Here is a 21,210-nt window from a genome sequence, read left to right as displayed (position 1 = left end):
GAATTGAGCCGATCGTGACAGGTTCCGCGTCGATCATCCGCCCGGCGGCCTCCGGGGACCTCAAGGCCGTGGCCGACATCTACGCCCACTATGTGCGGCATACGGTGACCACGTTCGAGGAGACGCCGTGGACCGTCGCCGCCTGGCAGCGACGGCTGGACGAACTCGCCGGACGGGACCTGCCCTTCGTGATCGCCGAACTCTCCGGCGAAGTGGCCGGTTTCGCCTACGCCGGGCCTTGGCGGCCCAAGCCGGCCTACCGTCACACCGTGGAGGACACGATCTACCTCGCTCCCGGCTTCACCGGCCGGGGCCTGGGCGCCGCTCTCCTGGAGCCCGTGGTCACGGGTGCCGCCCGGGCCGGGATGCGCAAGATGATCGCGGTCATCGCGGACACCGGCAGCGATGCCTCGGCCGCACTGCACCGCCGCTTCGGCTTCACGGACGTCGGCCGGCTGACGGAGGTCGGCTACAAGCACGGGCGGTGGGTCGACACACTGCTGATGCAGCGTTCTCTGAACCTACACGGCCGATCCCACGACCGACCCGGCGGCGGCTGATCGAGGTCCTTGCGGGTGCCGAAGCGGGACTACTCCGACGCAGCGGCCGTCGTGGTCGAGCAGGTGCCCCATGTGCTTGATCGTGCGCAGTACCACCGAGCGATCGGCGACGGTGAGGCGTGGCAACTTGCGGGACAGGTGGGCCTCGAAGGCGTGCACATCGCGCAGATCGCGCAGCCAGACGTCGATCACCAGATTGTGCGGGCCGGCCGTGATCGCGCAGGAGCGGACCTCGCGCACACCGGCCAGCACCCTGCTGGTCTCCTCCACGTACTGCCCCGGTACCGATGCGAAGTACACGGCGGACAGCGGCCATCCCGACAGTGGCCGGGCCAGATCGCAGCGCAGGCTCAGGCGTGAGGCAATCAGTGACTGCACTCTGCGGCGCACCGTGGTGAGGCTCGTGTCGGTCGCCACCGCCAGGTCGCGCAGCGACATGCGTCCGTCCACGCTCAGCAGTTCCAGCAGGCGCGCGTCGAGGGCGTCCCAGCGCGCCTCGGCCGCGGGCACGGGCCGACCGGTCGGGGGAACAGCCGCCTGGATGCGCGCGCTCTGGGCGTCGTCCAGGCTGCGCAGCCGCCATCGGCTGCCCTCGGTGGAGACGCCGGTCGACACATGGGTGCGCGTCGCCCGTACCCCTGGTGTCCGCTGGAACAGCAGCGTGGGGACGCGGGCCAGCTCATCCAGGCTCCGGGCCTGGACGGAGGCCACCAGATCCCGGCCGCCCGCCGTGAGCTTGAGGTTCGCCACCGCGGGGTCCGCCGCGAGACTCCGCGCCACGTCCTCGGCCACACCCGGCTCGGTGTCCACCTCGATCACACCGGTCACCACGATCCGGGAGTTGGACAGCCGCGGATAGGCGGTCACCCACGCCAGGCCCGCCTCCTCCAACCGGTGCCAGCGCCGTGCGGCGGTGACCGGGTTGACCCCGAGCACCTCGCCCACCAGCGTCCACGGGGCCCTGGGGTGAATCTGCAGGGCGTGGACGACAGCGCGGTCGAGTTCGTCGAGCTCCACGTCGGTGTCCGCGGCCGCGGCTGCGGCGTTGGTTGCGGCGGTGGCCGCGGCGGCTTGCTCGGCGGCACAATCCTGCACACCCATGGACGGCGCTTCTCTGCGCACGTCCGGGGAATCCGGCGTGAAGCCTGCATCGCAACACCAGGTTTTCTTCCGCATTCCACACTCCCTTCGCCTGTTCCCGACAACGGAATTCCCGACCACGGAGGAGTGACCGCGCCCTATGACGCAAGCCACCACAGCACCGGGGGACGCCCGGACCGCCCTGCGGGTCCACAACGCCCGGCTCATCGACGGCACCGGCTCGTCCCCCGTGGACGACGCCGTCGTCACCATCGATGCCCAGGGGACCATCACCTACGCCGGAGCCGCCGCGACGGCTCCCCCGGCCGCCGACGACGCCTCCACGGTCCGCGCCGTCGACGCCGGCGGCCGCACCGTACTGCCGGGCTTCTTCGACTGCCACGTCCACCTCGCCTACGCGCAGGGCTCGCCGCCCGGCCGCCGCGCGGAGCTCGACCCGGTCCTGGTCACCCTGGACACGGTCACGCGGCTGCGGCAGACCCTCGACGCCGGCATCACCAGCGCCCGCGACCTGGGCGGCCTGTCGGCGGGCTTCCGTACGGCCGTCGAAACCGGACGGGTCGTGGGCCCGCGGCTGCACACGGCCGTACGGATCATCAGCCACACCGGCGGCCACGCCGACGTACGCCTGCGTGACGGCACCGATCTGAGCGCCGGGATGTCCGAGATCGCCGACAGCACCGACGCGGCCCGGCTCGCCGTGCGCCGGGTGCTGCGCGACGGCGCCGACCTGGTCAAGGTCTGCGCCACGGGCGGCATGGGCAGCCCCTATGACGACCCCGACGACGAGGGCCTGTTGGAGGAGGAGATCCGGGCCGTCGTGGACGAGGCCCGGCGCCACGGCGGCAGGCCGGTCGCCGCCCACGCCCAGGGCAACGCGGGCATCCTCAACGCGCTCCGCGGCGGTGTGACCAGCATCGAGCACGGTTACGGACTGGACGAGCGAGCGCTGGACCTGGCCGGTGAGCGCGGTGTCTTCGTCGTACCGACGCTGTCCACCGTGTACGCGGGCATCAACAAGGACACGATGCCGGACTACCACTACCAGAAGAAGGTCCGCTGGTCCGGCACCACCAAGGAGAACATCGCCCGGGCCATCGAGTACGGCGCCCGGATCGCGCTCGGCACCGACGCCGCCGTCGGTCCGCACGGCGTGAACCTGATGGAGCTCAGCTATCTGGTGGACCTGGGCATGGACCCCATGGCCGCCATCGTCGCCGGCACCCGCACCTCCGCCGAACTCCTCGGCGTCGCCGACCGGTTGGGCACTCTCGCCCCCGGACGCACGGCCGACCTGGTCATCTGCGACGGCGATCCGCTCCAGGACATCGGTGTCCTCGGTGATCCCGCCCGCATCGTGTGCGTCGTCCAGGGCGGCGTCGTCCGCAAGGACCTCCTTCTCCCAGCGGCTCCGAGCGGAAGGCAGCCCTGATGTCCTCATTGACCAACCTCCCGGCCCCGGACAGCGAATCCCCGGACACGCGGCGGCCGACCCGCCTCGACCGCGCGCTGTCCCTCATCGAGCGAGCGGGCAACGCCCTGCCCAACCCGATTCTGCTGTTCACCGGCCTCTTCGTGCTGCTGGCCGTCATATCCACCGCGCTCGCGCTGGCGGACGTGTCCGTCGCCGTCCCCGGCACCGACGAGACGAAGGCCATCACCGGGCTGTTCACCGGCGAGGGGGTGCGCTGGCTGACGGAGAATCTCATCACCAACTTCGCCACGTTCCCGCCCATCGCCGCCGTTCTGCTCATGATCATGGCCGTAGGCGTCGCGGAGAAGGCCGGACTCCTGGAGACCGTCATGCGGGCCACGCTGGCCCGCGCCCCGCGTGCGGTCCTGCCGTACCTGCTGGCGCTGATCGCCTGCCAGGCGCACATGATCAGCGACGTCGCCGCCATCGTGCTCCCGCCGCTGGCGGCCGTGGTCTTCAAGAGCGCCGGGCGCCACCCCGTGGCCGGCCTGATCGGTGGTTTCGCGTGCGTCGGCGCCGGTTACGCGGCCGGGTTCACCATCGGCTCGCTGGACGCCCTCTACATCGGCATCACCCAGCAGGCGGCCTCGGTGCTGCCGGCCGCCGAGGGCCTCGACCTGAACCTGCTCATCAACTACTTCTTCACCGCCTCCAGCAGCCTCGTGCTGGGCCTGCTGGGCGGCTTCCTCATCAGCCGCGTCCTCGAACCGCGCCTGGCCCCGTACGAGCCCACCGCGGACGAGCCGGACGAGCCGGACTTCACCCTGACGCCGGTTCAGCGCCGGGGGCTGCTGTTCACCGCCCTGGTCGTCGTCCTGTACGCGGGGGCGGTCCTGTCCCTGTGGCTGCCCGAAGGCGCACCGCTGCGCGGCGAGGGCGGAGCCCTCGTGCCCTCGCCCCTGCTCACCGGCGTCGTCCCGGTGCTGTTCGGCGCGTTCCTGCTGGCGGGGCTCACCTACGGCTTCACGGTCAAGGCGCTGGCCGGCTCGGAGGGCGTGGTCACGGCGATGACCGACTCGGTGAAGAACATGTCGGGCTACATCGTCCTGATGTTCGTCGCCGCCCAGGTCATCGCCCTGTTCAACTGGTCCAACGTGGGAATCCTGCTCGCCGTGAAGGCCGCGGCGGGGCTCGACTCCATCGGCCTGACCGGGTTCTGGGCGCTCATCGCCTTCGTCCTCCTGGCGTCCTGCCTCAACCTGTTCATCGTCTCCGGGTCCGCCCTGTGGTCGCTGGTCGGTCCCGTGTTCGTCCCGGCGTTCATGCTCCTGGGCATGAGCCCTGCCCTCAGTCAGGCCGCCTTCCGCATCGGCGACTCCGCCACCGGCATCATCACGCCGATGAACCCGTATGTCTTCCTGCTCCTGGCGATGCTGCGCCAGTACGAACCGGAGGCACGTCTGGGCACGCTCATCTCCCGGCTGTCGATCTTCACCGTGCCCTTCCTCGTGGTGTGGCTCGCGATCCTGGGGATCTTCTACGGGTTCGATCTGCCGCTCGGGCCGGGTGCGCACATCGGCCTCAAGTGACCGCGCTACGCGGACGCCGCCCATGCCAGTACGACCTTGGCGAACTCCCCGGGCAGTTGCTCGGGGAGTGGGACGTGGCCGCCGGAAAGGACACGGGTCTCGCAGCCGAGGGCGTCGGCGAACTTCTCCAGCGCCGGCAGGGAGTAGTGGTCCCCGGGGGCGCAGACGGCGAGGGTGCGGGCGGTGACGTACGGCAGCCGTTGGTCCATCGCGTACCGCCGTACGGCCACATGGCCCTCCTCCACCCGGTCCAGCACGGAGAGCGCGTCGACCATGAACCGGGTGAGCGCGGCCTCCTCCCCGTCCATGTAGAACCCGCGGCGCCGGTTCCACAGCTCAAGGAGGTGCGAGCCGTCCGGCTTCGGGTCGACGTGGTCGACGGGCTTGCGCTCGCCCGCCGTGCGGCGCTTCTCCTCGTCGACGAAGGGCGTGGCGGAGAGCAGGAGGCTCGCGACCCGGCCCTGGAGGCGCGCGGCGAGTTCCACGGCGATCACGCCGCCCGTGTGGTGTCCGACGAGGTGGAAGCGCTCCAGTCCGAGTGCGTCGACCAGTGCCTGAGCGGCGTCGGCGAAACGCTCGATCGAGTGAGGTGCGTCGGGCTTGGCGGAGGCTCCGAAGCCCAAGGTGTCCATGGCGATCGCCCGGTGCGCGGCACCGACCAGCGGCAGCACGTCGAGGTACTCGGTCCACGAGCGCGGGGTCTGATGGAGCATCAGGACGGGTTCGCCCGCGCCGCATTCGACGTAGTGCAACTGGCCGAAGCCGCTGGGCACATAGCCCTTTCGCAAGGTCATCAGTCGTTCGCCTTCGCTCGGGTCGGGGACAGCGCCGGCAGCACGGAGGAGCCGACGGCCTCGATCAGATCGGTGGGAGGGTCGTAGGAGCCCACGTGCTGGAGGAACACACCGGTGACTCCACTCGTGTGCAGCGCGCGGAGCCGTTCGGCGATCTGTTCCGCGGTGCCGAACAGACAGAATTCCTGGGCGAATCGGAGGGCGTCCTCGTCGCTGATCCAGGCCGAGCAGATCTCGACGGCCCGGTCCCAGTCCTCGGCGTGTACGAGGTCGGGGTAGACCCCGTCGACCGTCGCGGGCACCTGGACATCGATCCCCGCGAGGGCGAGGAAGGGTGCCCCGCCGTTCTGCGCGACGGAGGCGCAGATGGGTTTGACCAGCCGGGCCTCGGCCTCGATGTCGTCGGTCACCGCGCAGAACGCGGAGACGGTGAGGGGGATGTGGTCGGCGTTCCGGCCCGCCGCCTCGGCGCCTTCGCGTACGCGCGCGGTCGCTCCCGCCAGGGTCCTCGGTGAGACACCGCTCAGGAGGATCACCCCGTCCGCGATCTCACCCGCGAGCCGCAGGTTCTTCGGCCCGCTCGCGGCCAGGTGTACAGGCAGTCCGGGCTGAGGGTCACGCAGCCGCGAGCGGACCTTCCCCGCGAAGTCCCACTCCTCGCCGCCGAGCAGTGCGCGCACCAGGCCGATTCCCTCACGCATCGCCGCCGAGGTGGTCTGGCGCAGCCCGACGGGGCCGACGGAGCTGTTGCCCACGCCGAGGCCGAGGGTGAAACGTCCGGGGGCGAGCTCGGCGACACTGCGTGCGGCCGAGGCGACGACGGCCGGGTGCCGGGTCGCGAGGTTGGTGACCGCGGTGCCGAGGCCGATCCGCTCGGTCCCCAGAGCGGCGGCGGTCAGTGTGGTGAACACGTCCCGCCACAGCAACTGGGAGTCGGGGAACCACACGTCGTCGAAGCCGAGTCGCTCCGCTCGTCGTACGGTCTCGACCACGCGGTCCGCCCGGTCGCAGGGCGGCACGCGGACACCGACCCGCAGCGGGGTCCCCGGTGCGCTCATGCCCGCGCCTCCCCCACCAGATCCAGGGCGACGTCGGTGATCAGGTCCTCCTGTCCGCCGACCATGCCGCGCCGGCCGACCTCGACGAGGATGGCCCGGGTGTCCAGGCCGTAGCGCCGGGCGGCCGCCTCGGCGTGACGCAGGAAGCTGGAGTACACGCCCGCGTAGCCGAGGCTGAGGGTCTCGCGGTCGACGCGCACCGGGCGGTCCTGGAGGGGCCGTACGAGGTCGTCGGCGGCGTCCATCAGCGGGAACAGGTCGCAGCCGTGCGCCCAGCCCATCAGGTCGGCGACGGCGACGAACGCCTCCAGAGGGCAGTTGCCGGCGCCCGCGCCCTGACCGGCCAGCGAGGCGTCGACGCGGGTGACGCCGTTCTCCACGGCGACCACACTGTTGGCCACGCCGAGGCCGAGGTTGTGGTGGGCGTGGATGCCCAGTTCGGTGTCGGGCGACAGCACGTCGCGGTAGGCGCGGAAGCGGTCGCGGACGCCGTCCATGGTGAGGCGGCCGCCGGAGTCGGTGACGTATACGCAGTGGGCGCCGTACGACTCCATCAGCTGGGCCTGGCGGGCCAGTTCGGCCGGCTCCGCCATGTGCGACATCATCAGGAAACCGGCCACGTCCATGCCCAGCTCGCGGGCCGCGGCGATGTGCTGGGCGGAGATGTCGGCCTCGGTGCAGTGGGTGGCGATGCGCACCGAGCGGATGCCCAGCGCATGGGCCTGCTTGAGGTCGTGCACGGTGCCGATGCCGGGCAGCAGCAGGGTGGTGGGGATCGCGTGCCGGACGGCGTCGGCGACCGCCTCGATCCACTCCCAGTCGGTGTGGGCGCCGACGCCGTAGGTGATGCTGGAGCCGGACAGGCCGTCGCCGTGCGCGATCTCGATGGCGCGAACACCTGCCGCGTCCAGGGCGGCGGCGATGGTGCGGGCCTGCTCGACGGTGTAGCGGTGCCGGACGGCGTGCATGCCGTCGCGCAGCGTCACGTCCTGAACGTACAAAGCGGTCACTTGGCTGCCTCCGTCGCGTGGTGGGCGGCCAGGCGTTCCGCGGTGCGCAGTGCGGCCGAGGTCATGATGTCGAGGTTCCCGGCGTAGCCCGGCAGGTAGTGGGCGGCGCCCTCGACCTCCAGGAACACCGACACCTTCACAGGCGCGAAGCCGGCCGGCACGAGCGCGCGCAGTGGATCCTCCGCGTCGATCCGGTCGAACTGCACCTTCTGCTTGAGGCGATAGCCGGGTACGTAGGCCTGGACGCGGCCGACCATGGCTTCGATCGAGGCGGTGACCGCCTCCTCGTCGCACTCGGAGACCAGGCAGTGCACGGTGTCCCGCATGATCAGCGGTGGTTCGGCCGGGTTGAGGACGATGATCGCCTTGCCCCGCCGCGCGCCGCCGACCTTCTCGATCGCGGCGGCGGTGGTCTCGGTGAACTCGTCGATGTTGGCCCGGGTGCCGGGGCCTGCCGAGCGGGAGGCGATGGAGGCGACGATCTCCCCGTAGTGGACGGGAGTCGCCGCGGACACGGCGGCCACGACCGGGATCGTCGCCTGGCCGCCGCAGGTCACCATGTTGAGGTTCGGGCTGTCGAGATGGGCGTCGAGGTTGACCGGCGGCACGACATAGGGGCCGATGGCCGCCGGGGTGAGGTCGACCACCGTCCGCCCCAGGTCGCGCAGCACCTCGTCGTGGCGGCGGTGGGCGCCCGCCGACGTCGCGTCGAAGACGATCCGCACGTCGTCGAACTCGTCAAGGGCGACCAGGCCGTCCACTCCCTCGTGTGTGGTGGCGACCTTCAGGCGGCCGGCGCGTGCCAGTCCGTCGGAGTCCGGGTCGATGCCCGCCATCGCCGCCATCTCCAGGCTCTCGGACAGTCGCAGCACCTTGATCATCAGATCGGTGCCGATGTTCCCGGAGCCGATGACGGCGACCTTGGTGCGGGTGGTGTCCTTCACGGCCTGTCTCCCTCCGTGTCCGTCGCGAACTCGACTGTGATGCACCCCAGTTGGCTGATGCGTGCCTCGAACCGATCGCCGGGGCCGGCGACCGCCATCGGCCCGAGCGCCCCGGTCAGGACGACATCCCCCGCGCGTAGCGGATCGCCCATCCCCGCCAGCGTCGAGGCCAGCCAGGCGGCGGCGTTGAGCGGGCTGCCCAGGCAGTCGGCGCCGGTTCCTTCGGAGACCACCTCGCCGTCGCGGGTCATCGTCATCCGTACACCGCGCAGGTCCAGGCCGGTCAGCGGTACGGGGGTGCCGCCGAGGACGAACAGTCCGCTGGAGGCGTTGTCGGCGACGGTGTCGACGATGCCGATGTCCCAGTCGGCGATGCGGCTGTCCACGATCTCCAGTGCGGGCAGCGCGAAGTCGGTCGCGCGCAGCACGTCGGCCACCGTGCAGTCACGGTGCGGCAGTTCGGCGCCGAGGACGAGCGCGACCTCCGCTTCCACCTTGGGCTGAATGAGCCGCCCGGCCTCGACCAGGCCGCCCTCGGGGACCGCCATGTCGGCGAAGAGCGTCCCGAAGTCCGGCTGGTTTACGCCGAGTTGGTCCTGTACCGCGGGCGAGGTCAGGCCGATCTTGCGGCCGACGATCCGCCGGCCGGCGGCCACGCCCCGCTCGACGTTCGTCCGCTGCACCGCGTACGCGGCCTGGATGTCGCCGTCGCCGAGATGAGAACGCACGGGCGGGCACGGGGAGTTCGTGCGCGCGGCCTCCCTCAGCACCTCGGCGGTCTTGGCCACCTCCGCCGCCGTCATCGGGCGCTCACCAGCGGGGTGTCGGCGCCCACGGGACCGAGACCGGTCGCTCCGCCCGGGGCGCCGAGAGGCGCCTCACGACCGGGCAGGGGCTCCTCGAAGAAGCGGCGGTTGTCCGCACGGAAGTCGGGGTCGGCCAGGCGGTCGACGGCGATCGCCTGTTCGGGGCACGCCGTCTCGCAGGCGCCGCAGTCGATGCACTCCGTCGGATGGATGTAGAGCTTGCGCTCGCCCTCGTAGATGCAGTCGACGGGGCATTCCTCGACGCAGGAACGGTCCATGATGTCGACACAGGCCGGGCCGATGACGTATGCCATGTCAGTTCTCCTTCTCGGTGGAGTGCCCGGGGAACAGGGCCGCCTCCGGGTCGATGACGGTCGCCGCGTTGTTCACCGCGGTGGCGACCTCGCCGAAGCCCACGGAGATCAGGCGCACCTTGCCCGGGTAGTCGGTGATGTCCCCGGCGGCGAAGACGCGGGGCAGGTTGGTGGCCATCCGGGTGTCCACGGCGATCCGCCGTGCTTCGAGTGCCAGGCCCCAGTGCTGGAGGGGCCCGAGGTTGGCGATGAAACCGAGTGCGGCGACGACGGTGCGCGCCGGGAGCAGCCTGGTCTCCTTCGTGGTGCGGTGCCGGATCTCGATCTGCTCGAGGTGCCCGGCGCCGTGCAATGCGCTCACCTCGGAGTCGGTGATGATCTCGATGCCGAGGGCGCGGACCTTCTCCACGGTGCTGCGGTGGGCCCGGAACCGGTCGGTGCGGTGGACGAGCCGGACGGAGCGGGCGATGGGGGCGAGCAGCGAGGCCCAGTCGAAGGCACTGTCGCCGCCGCCGACGACCACGACGTCGTGGTCGGTGTGGTCGGCGGGGTCCGGTACGAAGTACACCTGCCCGCGGCCGAGGTAGTCCTCGCCCGCCGGGAGCGGCCGGGGCGTGAACGTCCCCACCCCGCCGGTGATCACGACCGCTCCGGCCCGGACCACGGCCCCCTGGTCGCTGCGGACGACGGGACGGCCGTCGGGATCGTGGGAGAGTTCGGCCGCCCGGTGGCCGAGGAGATAACGGGGGTCGTACGGCTCAGCCTGGGCGACCAGGTTCGCGACCAGATCGCGGCCGCGCACGGCGGGGAATCCGGCGATGTCGAAGATGGGTTTCTCGGGGTACATCGCGCTGATCTGACCGCCCTGTTGGGGCAGGACGTCCATGACGGCGACGCTCAGTCCCCGGAAGCCGGCGTAGTAGGCGCCGTAGAGGCCTGCGGGGCCGGCTCCGATGATCAGGATGTCCGTCTCGATCGTGCGCGAGTCGTCGTCCGTGCTCGTCGGCACGTCGGAAAGAACACTCATGGGCTGGGAGCGTAGGGACGGCCCGGGTCCCGACAAATGGGTTCGTTCCGTTGAGCAGGACGCCACGCTTATGCGACCGCGCATGGTGCTGGGAACGTCTGCATCCCATCAAGTCCGGCGCTCGGAGGACACACATGCACACGGAGAAGATCAGCAGGAGAGGTGCCACGGCAGTCGGCTGTACGGCCCTGGCCCTCGTTCTCGTCACCGCCTGCTCGGCCGGTACCACGGACTCGGCGGGGGTGTCGGCGGCGGGGAAGCCGACGGTGCGGGTCGCCCTCGGGGTGGACGCCTCGTACGCCCCGTTCTATCTGGCCGTGGAGCGCGGCATGTTCGCCAAGGCGGGCGTGAATGTCGAGTTGGTGAAGACCGAGGGTGGTCCGGCGGCGTCCGAGGCCGTGTCCGCGGGCACCGCGCAGATATCGGCCAACGCGGACTCCACCGCGCTGCCTCTGATGGTCAACAACCCCGATCTGCGGGCCCTGGGTGTCTTCCAGTCCTCCGACCGCTACTTGAAGGTCGTGCTGCGCGACGGCATCAAGTCCCCGAAGCAGATCAGGACCATGGCGTCGATCGGCGGGCTCGGCCTGTACTCGACACACCGGTATCTGCAGCACAACGGCATCGACCCGAAGTCCGTGAAGATCCTGCAGAGCTCACCGCCGGAGATCCCCGGGATGCTGGAGCAGGGCTCGATCGACGCGTACGTCCTATTCGAACCGTGGGCGGCCCGGGGTGACGCGGCGGGTGGTCACATCGCCGGGACGATCGGCGACTTCGGCGTGAAGTACGTGCAGTGGCTGCTTGCCGACCAGAGCTGGCTGAAGGACAACGAGGAGATCGCCGGCAAGATCTTCAAGGTGGTGGCCGCCGCGGACAAGCTCGTCACCGACGATCCGGCCGCCGCGGCGAAGGCGACCAAGCAGCAGGTCAAGCTGCCCGAGGAGCAGACGGAGAAGGTGCTGCCGGAGATCACCTTCACCGCTCGCGGCATCGACGACGCGGATGTCGCCGAATCGAAGAAGATCGTCGACTTCTACCTCGTCCAGAAACTGGTCAAGAAGTCGCCGGAGCTGGGGACGACCCTGCTGAAGGGCTGGTACGAGCAGAACGCCAAGTGAGTTCGACGTGCCCGGTGACGCAGGGGGCGCCGTCGCCCTTGAGGACGGAGACGTCCAGCGTCACCTGGGCCCCGTCGTCGCAGGGCGCTACCGTGCGCACCGTCGCCGTCCAGGTGAGCGGCTCTCCTGCCACGGCTGTCGCGCGGTTGCGCCAGTTAACCGACGTAAGGCGCGCTCCGGGCCCGGCCCACCGAAGTGCGTGCCGGCTGAGCATCTCGCCGTGCAGCGTCGACTGTACGACCACGTCCGGGAAGCCCTCCGAGGCGGCGAACTCGGCGTCGTAGTGGATGCGATGCGCGTTCCACGACACGGCGCTGAACCGGAACAGCTGCACCCTGCTGTGGGAGTACGCGCGCGACGGGCAGACCTGCCCGGCGACCGGGGCGCCCGCCGTCATGCCGCGGCCTCGCTCGGCTCGTCGGCTCCGCTCCGCTCGTCGGCGCCGCTCCGCTCGTCCGGAACGCCGTCGAGCGCGTCGAGTACGACGATCGTCTCGTCCACGGCCATCAGGTCCTCTCCGTCGTGTGCTGCCGTGAAGCGGGTGGTGACGCCGAGCAGCACGAACTCGCCCGAGCGGCCGCGGCGGTGGTCGGCCGAGGTGACCGCCCGGGTGGCGGTGACGCGGATGCCCGCGACCGGGGGCGTGCCCAACCGCACCGTCTGGCCGCCGTGCACCTGGCGGACCGGCAGGCCCTGGGTGCAGGGCGACTCGCGGGCGGCCAGTCCGTCCGGGCGCAGTCCGTCCTCCGCCGGGCCGTCCTCCCAGCTCAGCGTCCCTGCGAGGAACAGGGCGGGGGCCTGGACAGGCTCTCCCGCCGTCTCCTGGGCGCGGGCGGTGCGGATGTAGTCGAGGTCGTTGAGGGCGGCGGCGTACCGGCAGAAGTCCTTCACGGTGAGCACGCCGCAGTCCTCGTCCTCCCACTTCCCGATCAGCTTCCGGGCCCTGGCCAGGACCTCCTCCAGTACCGAACTCACCGCAGCGACCGGCTGATCCCCGAAGCCGCGGCGCGCAGGGCGACGGCGTGCCCGGAAGGATCCATGCGGTAGGTGGGCGCGGTGATGGACAGCGCGCCGACGAGGGAGGCCCGGCCGCCGAAGACGGGGACGGCCATGCTCGTGTAGCCCAGGCGGATCTCCTCGGCCTCGGTCGCTATGCCCTCCGCCCGGATCCGCTCCAGCTGGACCCGCAACCGGCCCGGTGACGTGACGGTGTGACGGGTGAAGGGTTTCAGCCCGCTCCTGACCACATCGGCGAACAGGGAGGCCGGGGAGAAGGCGAGGATCGCCTTGCCGGTGGCCGTACAGTACAGCGGCAGCCGGCCCGCCACCCGCGACTCCTCGTTCAGCCCCCGGTGCGGGAAGATCTTCTCCAGGTACACGACGTCCAGGCTGTCGTGGATGGCGAAGTGGATGGTCTCCTGGGTCGCCAGCAGCAGGTCCTCCATGTACGGCTGGGCGACCTCGCGCAGGATGCGCTGGCGGTGCACGCGCTGCCCGATCTCGAAGAGGCGCAGCCCGAGCCGGTAGTCGCAACCCGACCGTTCCAGCAGGCCCCACACGACGAGTTCCTGGGCGAGCCGGTGCACGGTGGCCTTGGCGACCCCGGTCCGGCGCACCAGCTCGGCCAGGGAGAGGGTGGCGTCCTCGGCCGTGAAGGCCTCCAGGATGGGCCTGACCTTGCCGAGGACCGAGTTCATGGGATCGGGATCGGGGGCCGCGTCCCGGGGGATGGCGGACCCGCGGGGTACGACGGCCGCGGGGTCGGTGCGGCCGACTGCGGTGACAGTCATGGGGAGAACCTCCCGGTCGATCCGTTGCCTGCCTCGGAACACGTTCTTGGCTGGATCTGGCCCCTCAACGGAACCACGTGTTCCTTGATCATGGCCATGGGTGGCGTCGTAAATTCGCGGTGACCGCGGGCCCGCACCGGGGCGGGTTCACGAAACCCCGGCGAGGAACCCCAGGCTGAGCGGGTTGTAGAGGTCGGCCTTCTCGTGCTGCGGCCAGTGCCCGCACTCATTGAAGATCTCAAGACGGGCCCCGGGAATCGCGGCGGTGATGGCCTCGGCCTCCGGGACGTCCCCGAACGGGTTCTTGTTGGCCCAGACCACGAGGGTGGGTGCCTTGATCCTGGCCATACGGTCCGGCCGGAGCAGGTTGCGTTCGCGGGTCTCGACCTCCTGCAGGGCCAGCAGGTTGTGCAGATTCCGCTGGAACTCGGGCTGGTGGTAGATCTCGTACCGCACCTGGGTCAGCTCGTCGCCGAGGTCCTCGTCCCACTCCGCCCACAACAGGCGCAGCCGGTCCCGGGTGAGGGAGATGTCCTCCTCCAGCGCGGCGGCCCGCGTGGAGGTCTTCAGCCGTTCCATCACTGTCGGGTTGACCTTCGTACCGCCCATGCACAGCAGTTGCAGCGAGGCGACGCGGTCCGGGTACTCGCTCGCCGCCCAGGACGACACCCAGCCGCCCAGCGACTCGCCGACCAGGTGCGCGCGTTCGGCGCCCACCGCGTCGAGGTACGCCATCAGATGCTCGACGTACGCGGGAATCTCACCGGGGCGGTCCGGCTTGCCGGTGTAGCCGTGGCCGAGCATGTCGATGGCGTGGCAGCGGTAGCGCTCGGCGTGCACCGGGATGTTCTTGACGAACGCCTCCAGGTGGCCGGTCGTGCCGTGCAGGAACACCACGTGCTCGCCGTCCTCGGGGCCTGCTTGCAGCGCACGGGTCCTGATGCCGCCGGCGTCGACGTATGCGTGCCGGTGGTCGATGCCCGACAGTTCGGTCCAGATGCTCATGGCTGCCTTTCCTGGGTGATGCGTGCGGGGTCGAGGACGGCGACGGCCATGCCGGTGAGCCACTCGGGCATGGGCTCGTACGCCAGTCGGCGGGCGGGTGCGTGGTCGAGCAGGGCAGCCGTGAGCAGCCAGGTGCGCAGCTCCTGCGCTCCATTGCCCGCGGTCTTCTCCAGCGCTTCGGTGGTGTATTCGGTGATGCGGTGTGTCCGGCCGCGCTCCACCAGGGTCAGGAACTCGTCGTCGAACTCCGGGTTGAGCGCGGCCTCGGCGGCCCGGATGATCTCGCGGCGGCGGGCGTCGTAGTCCTGCCAGTTCTCCCGGCCGTTGAGCCAGGCACCGACCATGAACTCCTCGTCGTCGCCGTGCGGTTCGCGCCAGTCCGGCCAGGGCAGCCGGTGCGAGAGCCCGCCGGAGCCGATGACGGCGACGCGGCGGCCCTCGGGGAAGGCGAGTACGGCGTCCCTGATCGCCCGGCCCAGCTGCTCGCAGCGGTCCAGGGTGGGCAAGGGAGGTGCGAAGACGTTCACGACGAGCGGCACGATCTCCACGTCCAGACCGTCGAGGAGGTACTGGATCGCGTGCGACTGGCCGTGGTCGATCTGCAGCCGGGCCGAGAAGGCGACGTCGAAACGGCCGTGCTCCACCAGGGAGTTGGCGATGTGCCGGGCGAGTGGCACGTCCACCGGCTGCGGACCCTTGGGGGTGCCGGACTCGCCGCTGGCGATGCACTCCCCCACGCCGATCGTGAAGCTCGGGATCAGGTCCAGCCAGAAGCCACGGAAGTGGTTGGAGCCGACGAGGATCACCGTGTCGGGGCGGGCCGCGGCGAGTTCGTCGCGCGCCGAGCGCAGTGCGTCACGGAACCGTTCGGCGCGGTCCTTGTGGAGGGTCTCCTCCCAGTGGGTGTTCATCAGCGTGCTGTGCGACGCGCCCACCCCGAGGACGATCTCGGTCATGCCGCCTCTCCTTCCAGCTGGTGCAGTTCGTCGCGGGAGCGGGTGACGGTGTCGACGGCCGTACGGATCAGATGGCGTGTCAGTTTTTCCATGGCCCGTACGGAGACGGTGTTCATCCCGCGGGCGAAGTCGATCTCGAAGGGTGCCTCGGCCTCGGGGACCTTCGGCATGCCGACCCGGACGGTCGGGATGCCGCGCCCGCGCAGGATGTTGGCGTCGGTGGCGCCGCTGTTGCCCCGGACGACCTCGTGCTCGCGTCCCTCGAAGGCCTCCCAGCCGGCCGCCGCGCTGCGGAAGATCCAGCTGTCCGGACCGGTCCGTGTCCCGGGAATGGCCAGGATCATCTCGGCGGTGACGTCGAGTCCGGGCACCTTGTCCCGGATGGCCTCCAAGGCGGCCGCGAACTCCCGCTTGGCCCGCATCGGCGTCGTGTCGGGGCTGATGCGCAGGTCCACCCTGAGGGTGCAGGAGGCCGGCGTGACCGCCGCCATGCGCGGCCAGCCGCCGCGTACGGAGGAGACGATGCCCTGCGGTGCGACCGTGCCGTCCGTGTAACGGTCGGCGTATGCGACGAACCACTCCTCCAGGTGCCGGGCGACCTCGCCGGCGCGGGCGATGGCGTTGTCGTACGGCAGCCGGTGACGGGAGCCCACGTAGGTGTGCGTGCCGCGGACGGTGACCTCGAACCATACGAGGCCGACCTCGTCCCAGGAGACGGTCCAGCCGGGCTTGGCGATGAGCGCGTAATCGGTCCACACGCCCTGCTCGAGGAGGAACGAACAGCCCACGCCCTGCCCGGTGTTGAGGCGGGTGCCGACCGGCCGGGCGTTGGTGGGCATACCGCCCGCGCCGAACGCCGCGACGAGGTCCCCGGTGAGCGGGATCCCGGCGAGGGCGATCGCTTCGGCGGCCATCATCACGCAGGCCGCGTGCCCCTTGGGGTTCGATGCCCCGAGGCCGGTCACCAGGTCGTCGTAGACGGTGGCCCGCGGGCGCATGTCGTCCCGCAACTCCGGGCCTATCCAGGGGAGGTCCTCGCTCTCCTCGCCCACGGTGAGGGTGTCGATCGGCGCGTACAGCATGAGGTCGGGGCCGGTGCCGTCGCCGGAGAGCCTGGCCCACGCGTTGGCCTGCCGGTCGTCGAGCGGCTGGATCGCGGCACCGCATCCCGACGCTTTCAGCGTGTCCGCGATGTGGGTGGCGAGCGGGCCCTCGTCGCCGGTGGGGCTCGGGATGTCGACGAGCCCGATGATCAGCTCGCGCAGCCGGTCGCCGGTGACGTGCCGCCAGGCCTCCTCCACCCAGGTGCGGCGTGGGGTGTCGAGTCCGGCCAGTCCGTCGCCGCTCATTGGTTGACCCTGTGGACCTGGGTCATGGTGGTGCGCGCGAAGCGCCTCTTGACCCGGGGCAGCCCCACGGCGAGGGCGGCCCCGGCCAGCACTGCGAGCAGTGTGCGGCGCATGGTCACGCCTCCTTCTCACTCCGGGTGTGGGCGCCGACCGCGGCCAGCTTCTTGCCGTACTCCTCCTCGCTCAGGTTCCGCCAGGCGGTCAGCGAGATGTCGGGGCGGTAGAGCTTCTCCGGGGGCGCGTCGGTGACGTCGACCATCCAGGCGTCCTGGCCGGAGAACTGTCCGTGGAACAGCCAGCGGATGGCGCCCAGGTACTTGGCGTAGAAACCGAGGGTCTTCCAGCCCTCGGTGAAGTTGACCATCACGCCGACGTAGCGGTGGTGGTCGGCGTCGACGGGGACGTAGAACTCGTAGTGGATGAAGTTGGGGTAGACGATGCGCAGCATGCCCGGCATGGACAGGGACGCGAAGCCGGGGAAGTCCTGGGCCTCGATGGTCGGGTTGACCTTGTCCGCCGCGCCGGTGTTGCCGATGTTGAAGGTCTCCTTCGGCGGCTGCAGCTTCCACCAGCGCTTGTTGGTCCAGCGGCCGACGCCGGGGAACTCGGCATCCCAGTGGACCTCGTCCTGCACCCGGAAGATCCAGCGGCCCTTGGGCACGATCCGGGTGATGTTCCAGGTCGGCATCGGCTTGAACAGCCGCCACAGGGCCGTGCGGTGCAGGTACTTGGCGTGGCCCTCGTCGAATCCGTTCTCGCAGGCGAAACGCCAGTTGCCGCCGCGGGGCTCGATACGGCCGCCCATGACGAAGCCGTTGGAGACGAGTTCCTCGGGAAGCTGCTCGTCGATCGGATGCGGCTCCTCGTCGGCGAGGGGGATGTACACCCACACCATGCCGAGGCGCTCCTCGACCGCGTACGTCCGCACCTGGACCTTGCCGGTCAGCCGGCACTCGGGACCGTCGGTGATGACCGCGCTCAGGTTGCCGGTGGGCAGGTCGAACGTCCAGCCGTGATAGGGACAGCTGACGGTGCCCGGGAACTGCTGGTTGCCCTCGGACAGCGGCACTCCGCGGTGCGGGCAGCGGTTGTGCAGGGCGTAGGCCTTTCCGCCGTCGCGGATCAGTGTGATCTTCTCGCCGCAGATGGTGAACGGGAGCGGCCTGCCCGTGATCTGGCTGGACCAGGTGACCGGATACCAGTACCCGCGGAATCCCGCGGCCGCCCCGTCGTAATGCGGCCACGACGTCCAGTCCTGCCGGCCGGGCTGCGCTGTGCGGCCGCGCCCGGACCGGCTTCTGCCCTTGGGAGCGAGCGAACTTTCACCCGTCGTCATCGTGCGTGACCTCCTGCTGCAGTCGATGCATGGCCTTGAGCATCGGGTGAGGCGGCGCGTCCGCCTACGGAACCGTTCCGCCCAGCAGACCGCCCGGCGGACGGCGGTCATCCGCGGTCACCCCGCAGGTCGTGTCCCACTGAGCGGACCAGGGTCCATGCGCTCCCGTGGCACCGCGTTCTACGGTGCGCGCATTCCCGCCACCACCCATCGAGGTGCTCATGGAGCCACAGGCCAGCCGAGGACACCCCGCCAGAGGCGTCCTCGCCCTCCTCACCACCGCGTTGGTCCCGCTCACCGCGTGCGGCGCCACCACCACCGGCTCCGCCACCGGGGGCGGCGCCGCCACCCGGCAGACGAAGGGATCGTGATGACGAACGCCATCAAGGCCGCGGCGACGCCCGCCAGGGCCGAGAAGACCGACAGGAGTGGGCATGGCGCGGCCGTACGCGTCGATGGCGTCGACATCCGGTTCGGCTCCTTCCACGCCGTACGGGACATATCGCTCGACATCGCCGCCGGGGAGTTCCTCTGTCTGCTCGGGCCGAGCGGCTGCGGCAAGTCCACCCTGCTGTCCGCACTCGCCGGGTTCGTCCGGCCGCACCAGGGCAGCCTGACCGTCGACGGCACGCCCGTCACGGGTCCCGATCCCGAACTCGGCATGGTCTTCCAGAGCAGCGAGGCCCTCTTCGACTGGCTGACGGTCCGCCAGAACGTGGCCTTCGGCCCGCGGATGCGCGGCCGGTCCCGGGCCGAGCAGGCGGCGCTGGCCGACGAGTACCTGGGCCTTGTCGGGCTGCGGCACTGCGCCGACCGGTACCCCGCCCAGCTGTCGGGCGGCATGCGCCAGCGCGTACAGATCGCACGCGTCCTGGCGAACAAGCCCCAGGTCGTGCTGATGGACGAGCCGTTCGGGGCGCTGGACGCACAGACCCGGCAGGTGATGCAGGAGGAGATGGCCCGCCTCTGGCAGGCCTCTGGCTGCACCGTCGTGTTCGTCACCCACGACATCGACGAGGCGATCCTGCTGGCGGACCGCATCGCCGTCATGACCGCCGGTCCCGCGGCCTCCGTCAAGTCCGTCTACCCCGTGGACCTGCCCAGGCCGCGCGACGAGTCCGACCCCGCGGCCCTCGAGCTGCGCCGCAGCCTGCGGCGGGACATCGGCGAAGAGGTGCGCAAGGCCCTGCGCGACCAGGGGCTCGACACGGAGCGCGACGCGGAACTCGGCCCGGAACTCGGCCCGGAGGAGGAACGATGACGACGGTCACCGTCGACGCCACCCCGAAGCCCCGCGACGAGCGGCGCGCGCTGCAGGTCACCCGGCTCAGGCTGCGCACGGTCGCCCTGTACGCGGTGTCCGTCCTCGTCGGCATCGGTGTCTGGCAACTGCTCGCGATGAGTTACGGCCCCTCGCTCGTGGCCTCCCCGAGCGCGACCCTGTCCGCGGCGGGCGAGCTCGCGAGCGACGGCACGCTCACCAACTCGATCATCGCCTCCGGCCGCCGCATTCTGATCGGCTGGGGCCTCGGCCTGCTGGTGGGCGTACCGGCGGGCCTGTTCATCGGGCAGATCCGGCTCGTACGCCAACTCCTCGAGCCCTACATCGAGTTCTTCCGCTTCATCCCGCCGATCGCCTTCGTGACACTGGCCGTGGTGTGGCTGGGCATCGGCGAGTCGTCGAAGGTCGTCCTGATCTTCTACACGGCGGTCTTCATCGTCATCCTGAACACCAGTGCCGGGGTGATGGCGGTGAGCGAGTCGAAGCTGCGCGCCGCGGCGAGCCTGGGTGCGAGCCGACGGCAGATCCTGCGGGGGGTCGTGCTGCCCTCGACGGTGCCGTACATCATCACCGGGGCCCGACTGGCCATGGGCAACAGCTTCCTGACCATCGTCTCCGCCGAGATCGTCGCCGCCCAGGTCGGACTCGGCGCGCTGATCTGGACCTCCCGCAACTACGGTCGTATCGACTGGGTCTTCGTCGGCATCATCACCCTGGGCATCCTCGGGTTCGTCTTCGACCGTGTGCTGCGGATCGTCGCGTCCCGGGTCCTGCGTCGATACGGAGTGAAGCTGTGAGCGGTCAGATGTCACGTGCCCTGATCCTGGAGCACTTCGGCGAGCTGCCCCGGCTGGTGGAGCGGCCCGTGCCCGCGGCGAGCCCGGGACAGACACTTGTACGGATGCTGGCGACACAGGTGGCCCATCTCGATCTCAATGTCGTCGACGGCAAGTTCGGGATCCTCCCGGATCTGCCGGCGGTGCCCGGCACCAACGGGGCCGGGATCGTGCTCGCCTCGGACCGTCATCAAGAAGGCACCCTGGTGAGGGTCAACGGCAAGGGGCTCGGGCTGCGTTGGGACGGCTGCTGGGCCGATCATGCCGTGGTGCCCGATGCGGCCGTGATCGCGGTACCGGAGGGCACGGATCCCGCGCTGGCGTGCAGCTTCTTCACACCGGTCGGCACGGCCTGGGCGGCGGTGCACCCGGTGGCGGCCGTGCAGCCGGGCGAGCGGGTCCTCGTCACCGGCGCGGCGGGGGCGGTCGGGTCCCTGACCGTGCAGATCGCGGCGCGCGCCGGGGCCGAGGTGATCGGCGTCGTCGGCCGCGCGTCCAAGCTGAGCCACGTGCCCGCGCCGGCCAAGGCGGTACTGGCGACCGAGATGTCGCCCGAGGCCGTGGGCGGGCAGATCGATGCGGTCGTCGACACCGTGGGCGGCTCTGTACTGCGGGACGCCCTGGGCCTGGTCCGCCCACGTGGACGTGTCGCCCTGGTCGGCTACACCGCCGGCCGCGAATTCACCGTGGATCTCGCGGACTTCCTGCTGGCCGACGTCTCCTTGCTGCCCGTGAACCTGATGACGCGGGGCAAGGAGGTCGCCGCGGACGCCGAGCGGCTGCTGACCGAGCTGGCGGCGGGCCAGCTGAACCTGCCGATCGAACGGTACGGCCCGGACCGGCTGACCGAGGCCGTGGAGCGGCTGCGGACGGGGGCGGCGGTGGGGAGAGTGGTGCTCGACCTGGCGTGACGCGGGC

23 protein-coding genes are annotated in these 21,210 nt (G+C 70.7%); 8 read left to right on the top strand and 15 right to left on the bottom strand.

All coding sequences use genetic code 11. From position 1 onward, the window contains the following. The first annotated feature begins 14 nt into the window (after positions 1 to 14). Positions 15 to 560 carry a GNAT family N-acetyltransferase gene (locus FE633_RS00735; RefSeq protein WP_138043016.1) on the top strand — a complete coding sequence of 182 codons (546 nt, stop codon included), beginning with the start codon at positions 15 to 17 and terminating at the stop codon, positions 558 to 560. Here the strand turns inward: FE633_RS00735 and FE633_RS00730 are convergent. Further along, positions 522 to 1,661, bottom strand: coding sequence for an Lrp/AsnC family transcriptional regulator (locus FE633_RS00730; protein ID WP_246113341.1), 1,140 nt, complete (start codon positions 1,659 to 1,661; stop codon positions 522 to 524). The genes FE633_RS00735 and FE633_RS00730 overlap by 39 nt on opposite strands. A 139-nt stretch (positions 1,662 to 1,800) precedes the next feature. Here FE633_RS00730 and FE633_RS00725 point away from each other — a divergent pair, with 139 nt between their 5' ends. Next, the gene (locus FE633_RS00725) at positions 1,801 to 3,093 is read left to right on the top strand and encodes a metal-dependent hydrolase family protein (RefSeq protein WP_138043014.1); all 1,293 of its coding nucleotides are present in this window, start codon (positions 1,801 to 1,803) and stop codon (positions 3,091 to 3,093) included. Continuing rightward, positions 3,093 to 4,664, top strand: a complete 1,572-nt coding sequence (locus FE633_RS00720) for an AbgT family transporter (RefSeq protein WP_138043013.1) — start codon at positions 3,093 to 3,095, stop codon at positions 4,662 to 4,664. Before FE633_RS00725 ends, FE633_RS00720 begins: the two co-directional genes overlap by 1 nt. Before the next feature lie 5 nt (positions 4,665 to 4,669). Here FE633_RS00720 and FE633_RS00715 read toward each other — a convergent pair whose 3' ends face one another. From FE633_RS00715 to FE633_RS00685, 7 genes are read right to left on the bottom strand one after another with little or no spacing between them, the layout of a single operon-like run. Beyond that, positions 4,670 to 5,458, bottom strand: coding sequence for an alpha/beta fold hydrolase (locus tag FE633_RS00715; protein WP_138043012.1), 789 nt, complete (start codon positions 5,456 to 5,458; stop codon positions 4,670 to 4,672). After that, entirely contained in the window at positions 5,458 to 6,516 is a 1,059-nt protein-coding gene (locus FE633_RS00710) for an LLM class flavin-dependent oxidoreductase (RefSeq protein WP_138043011.1), read from the bottom strand. The genes FE633_RS00715 and FE633_RS00710 overlap by 1 nt, the downstream gene beginning before the upstream one ends. Next, positions 6,513 to 7,526 carry a 4-hydroxy-2-oxovalerate aldolase gene (gene dmpG, locus FE633_RS00705; protein ID WP_138043010.1) on the bottom strand — a complete coding sequence of 338 codons (1,014 nt, stop codon included), beginning with the start codon at positions 7,524 to 7,526 and terminating at the stop codon, positions 6,513 to 6,515. Before dmpG ends, FE633_RS00710 begins: the two co-directional genes overlap by 4 nt. Beyond that, on the bottom strand, positions 7,523 to 8,470 hold the full coding sequence (locus tag FE633_RS00700) for an acetaldehyde dehydrogenase (acetylating) (protein ID WP_138043009.1): 948 nt from the start codon (positions 8,468 to 8,470) through the stop codon (positions 7,523 to 7,525). Before FE633_RS00700 ends, dmpG begins: the two co-directional genes overlap by 4 nt. Next, positions 8,467 to 9,273, bottom strand: a complete 807-nt coding sequence (mhpD, locus tag FE633_RS00695) for a 2-keto-4-pentenoate hydratase (protein ID WP_138043008.1) — start codon at positions 9,271 to 9,273, stop codon at positions 8,467 to 8,469. Before mhpD ends, FE633_RS00700 begins: the two co-directional genes overlap by 4 nt. Next, positions 9,270 to 9,590 carry a ferredoxin gene (gene fdxA, locus FE633_RS00690; RefSeq protein WP_138043007.1) on the bottom strand — a complete coding sequence of 107 codons (321 nt, stop codon included), beginning with the start codon at positions 9,588 to 9,590 and terminating at the stop codon, positions 9,270 to 9,272. Before fdxA ends, mhpD begins: the two co-directional genes overlap by 4 nt. Before the next feature lies 1 nt (position 9,591). Next, positions 9,592 to 10,617 carry an NAD(P)/FAD-dependent oxidoreductase gene (locus tag FE633_RS00685; protein WP_138043006.1) on the bottom strand — a complete coding sequence of 342 codons (1,026 nt, stop codon included), beginning with the start codon at positions 10,615 to 10,617 and terminating at the stop codon, positions 9,592 to 9,594. 134 nt (positions 10,618 to 10,751) lie between these two features. Here FE633_RS00685 and FE633_RS00680 point away from each other — a divergent pair, with 134 nt between their 5' ends. Next, on the top strand, positions 10,752 to 11,738 hold the full coding sequence (locus FE633_RS00680) for an ABC transporter substrate-binding protein (protein WP_138043005.1): 987 nt from the start codon (positions 10,752 to 10,754) through the stop codon (positions 11,736 to 11,738). Here the strand turns inward: FE633_RS00680 and FE633_RS00675 are convergent. The 7 genes from FE633_RS00675 to FE633_RS00645 all read right to left on the bottom strand — a co-directional run bounded on the left by FE633_RS00675 (position 11,674) and on the right by FE633_RS00645 (position 18,174). Further along, the gene (locus tag FE633_RS00675) at positions 11,674 to 12,135 is read right to left on the bottom strand and encodes a hotdog family protein (RefSeq protein WP_138043004.1); all 462 of its coding nucleotides are present in this window, start codon (positions 12,133 to 12,135) and stop codon (positions 11,674 to 11,676) included. The genes FE633_RS00680 and FE633_RS00675 overlap by 65 nt on opposite strands. Further along, positions 12,132 to 12,713 (bottom strand): MaoC family dehydratase N-terminal domain-containing protein, encoded by a 582-nt coding sequence (locus FE633_RS00670; protein ID WP_138043003.1) that lies wholly within the window; start codon positions 12,711 to 12,713, stop codon positions 12,132 to 12,134. The genes FE633_RS00675 and FE633_RS00670 overlap by 4 nt, the downstream gene beginning before the upstream one ends. Beyond that, complete coding sequence (locus FE633_RS00665) at positions 12,710 to 13,528, bottom strand: IclR family transcriptional regulator (RefSeq protein WP_138043002.1); 819 nt, start codon at positions 13,526 to 13,528, stop codon at positions 12,710 to 12,712. Before FE633_RS00665 ends, FE633_RS00670 begins: the two co-directional genes overlap by 4 nt. A 147-nt stretch (positions 13,529 to 13,675) precedes the next feature. Beyond that, the gene (locus FE633_RS00660) at positions 13,676 to 14,533 is read right to left on the bottom strand and encodes an alpha/beta fold hydrolase (RefSeq protein WP_138043001.1); all 858 of its coding nucleotides are present in this window, start codon (positions 14,531 to 14,533) and stop codon (positions 13,676 to 13,678) included. Then, positions 14,530 to 15,489: a DODA-type extradiol aromatic ring-opening family dioxygenase gene (locus FE633_RS00655; protein WP_138043000.1), complete on the bottom strand. Its 960-nt coding sequence runs from the start codon at positions 15,487 to 15,489 to the stop codon at positions 14,530 to 14,532. Before FE633_RS00655 ends, FE633_RS00660 begins: the two co-directional genes overlap by 4 nt. Continuing rightward, positions 15,486 to 16,838 (bottom strand): M20 family metallopeptidase, encoded by a 1,353-nt coding sequence (locus FE633_RS00650; protein WP_138042999.1) that lies wholly within the window; start codon positions 16,836 to 16,838, stop codon positions 15,486 to 15,488. Before FE633_RS00650 ends, FE633_RS00655 begins: the two co-directional genes overlap by 4 nt. Positions 16,839 to 16,953: 115 nt before the next feature. Next, on the bottom strand, positions 16,954 to 18,174 hold the full coding sequence (locus FE633_RS00645) for a Rieske 2Fe-2S domain-containing protein (protein ID WP_138042998.1): 1,221 nt from the start codon (positions 18,172 to 18,174) through the stop codon (positions 16,954 to 16,956). 221 nt (positions 18,175 to 18,395) lie between these two features. Here FE633_RS00645 and FE633_RS46970 point away from each other — a divergent pair, with 221 nt between their 5' ends. Genes FE633_RS46970 through FE633_RS00630 form a run of 4 tightly spaced genes read left to right on the top strand, consistent with a single transcriptional unit; the run spans position 18,396 to position 21,203 of the window. Continuing rightward, positions 18,396 to 18,545 (top strand): hypothetical protein, encoded by a 150-nt coding sequence (locus FE633_RS46970; protein ID WP_171059747.1) that lies wholly within the window; start codon positions 18,396 to 18,398, stop codon positions 18,543 to 18,545. Further along, positions 18,545 to 19,435, top strand: a complete 891-nt coding sequence (locus FE633_RS00640; RefSeq protein ID WP_138042997.1) for an ABC transporter ATP-binding protein — start codon at positions 18,545 to 18,547, stop codon at positions 19,433 to 19,435. Before FE633_RS46970 ends, FE633_RS00640 begins: the two co-directional genes overlap by 1 nt. Then, positions 19,432 to 20,253, top strand: coding sequence for an ABC transporter permease (locus FE633_RS00635; RefSeq protein WP_138042996.1), 822 nt, complete (start codon positions 19,432 to 19,434; stop codon positions 20,251 to 20,253). The genes FE633_RS00640 and FE633_RS00635 overlap by 4 nt, the downstream gene beginning before the upstream one ends. Next, on the top strand, positions 20,250 to 21,203 hold the full coding sequence (locus FE633_RS00630; protein WP_138042995.1) for a quinone oxidoreductase family protein: 954 nt from the start codon (positions 20,250 to 20,252) through the stop codon (positions 21,201 to 21,203). The genes FE633_RS00635 and FE633_RS00630 overlap by 4 nt, the downstream gene beginning before the upstream one ends. The last annotated feature ends 7 nt before the right edge of the window (positions 21,204 to 21,210 follow it).

It is taken from the genome of Streptomyces montanus, assembly GCF_005786655.1.
GTDB classification, from domain to species: domain Bacteria; phylum Actinomycetota; class Actinomycetes; order Streptomycetales; family Streptomycetaceae; genus Streptomyces; species Streptomyces sporangiiformans.
This window is presented reverse-complemented; position numbering and strand designations above follow the sequence as displayed.

Bases quoted from the DNA above. Each gene is read 5' to 3' on its own strand.
- FE633_RS00730 (WP_246113341.1), bottom strand. From the start codon at position 1,661: ATGGGTGTGCAGGATTGTGCCGCCGAGCAAGCCGCCGCGGCCACCGCC.
- FE633_RS00725 (WP_138043014.1), top strand. From the start codon at position 1,801: ATGACGCAAGCCACCACAGCACCGGGGGACGCCCGGACCGCCCTGCGG.
- FE633_RS00720 (WP_138043013.1), top strand. From the start codon at position 3,093: ATGTCCTCATTGACCAACCTCCCGGCCCCGGACAGCGAATCCCCGGAC.
- FE633_RS00715 (WP_138043012.1), bottom strand. From the start codon at position 5,458: ATGACCTTGCGAAAGGGCTATGTGCCCAGCGGCTTCGGCCAGTTGCAC.
- FE633_RS00710 (WP_138043011.1), bottom strand. From the start codon at position 6,516: ATGAGCGCACCGGGGACCCCGCTGCGGGTCGGTGTCCGCGTGCCGCCC.
- mhpD (WP_138043008.1), bottom strand. From the start codon at position 9,273: ATGACGGCGGCGGAGGTGGCCAAGACCGCCGAGGTGCTGAGGGAGGCC.
- fdxA (WP_138043007.1), bottom strand. From the start codon at position 9,590: ATGGCATACGTCATCGGCCCGGCCTGTGTCGACATCATGGACCGTTCC.
- FE633_RS00685 (WP_138043006.1), bottom strand. From the start codon at position 10,617: ATGAGTGTTCTTTCCGACGTGCCGACGAGCACGGACGACGACTCGCGC.
- FE633_RS00680 (WP_138043005.1), top strand. From the start codon at position 10,752: ATGCACACGGAGAAGATCAGCAGGAGAGGTGCCACGGCAGTCGGCTGT.
- FE633_RS00675 (WP_138043004.1), bottom strand. From the start codon at position 12,135: ATGACGGCGGGCGCCCCGGTCGCCGGGCAGGTCTGCCCGTCGCGCGCG.
- FE633_RS00665 (WP_138043002.1), bottom strand. From the start codon at position 13,528: ATGACTGTCACCGCAGTCGGCCGCACCGACCCCGCGGCCGTCGTACCC.
- FE633_RS00660 (WP_138043001.1), bottom strand. From the start codon at position 14,533: ATGAGCATCTGGACCGAACTGTCGGGCATCGACCACCGGCACGCATAC.
- FE633_RS00655 (WP_138043000.1), bottom strand. From the start codon at position 15,489: ATGACCGAGATCGTCCTCGGGGTGGGCGCGTCGCACAGCACGCTGATG.
- FE633_RS00650 (WP_138042999.1), bottom strand. From the start codon at position 16,838: ATGAGCGGCGACGGACTGGCCGGACTCGACACCCCACGCCGCACCTGG.
- FE633_RS00645 (WP_138042998.1), bottom strand. From the start codon at position 18,174: ATGACGACGGGTGAAAGTTCGCTCGCTCCCAAGGGCAGAAGCCGGTCC.
- FE633_RS46970 (WP_171059747.1), top strand. From the start codon at position 18,396: ATGGAGCCACAGGCCAGCCGAGGACACCCCGCCAGAGGCGTCCTCGCC.
- FE633_RS00640 (WP_138042997.1), top strand. From the start codon at position 18,545: ATGACGAACGCCATCAAGGCCGCGGCGACGCCCGCCAGGGCCGAGAAG.
- FE633_RS00635 (WP_138042996.1), top strand. From the start codon at position 19,432: ATGACGACGGTCACCGTCGACGCCACCCCGAAGCCCCGCGACGAGCGG.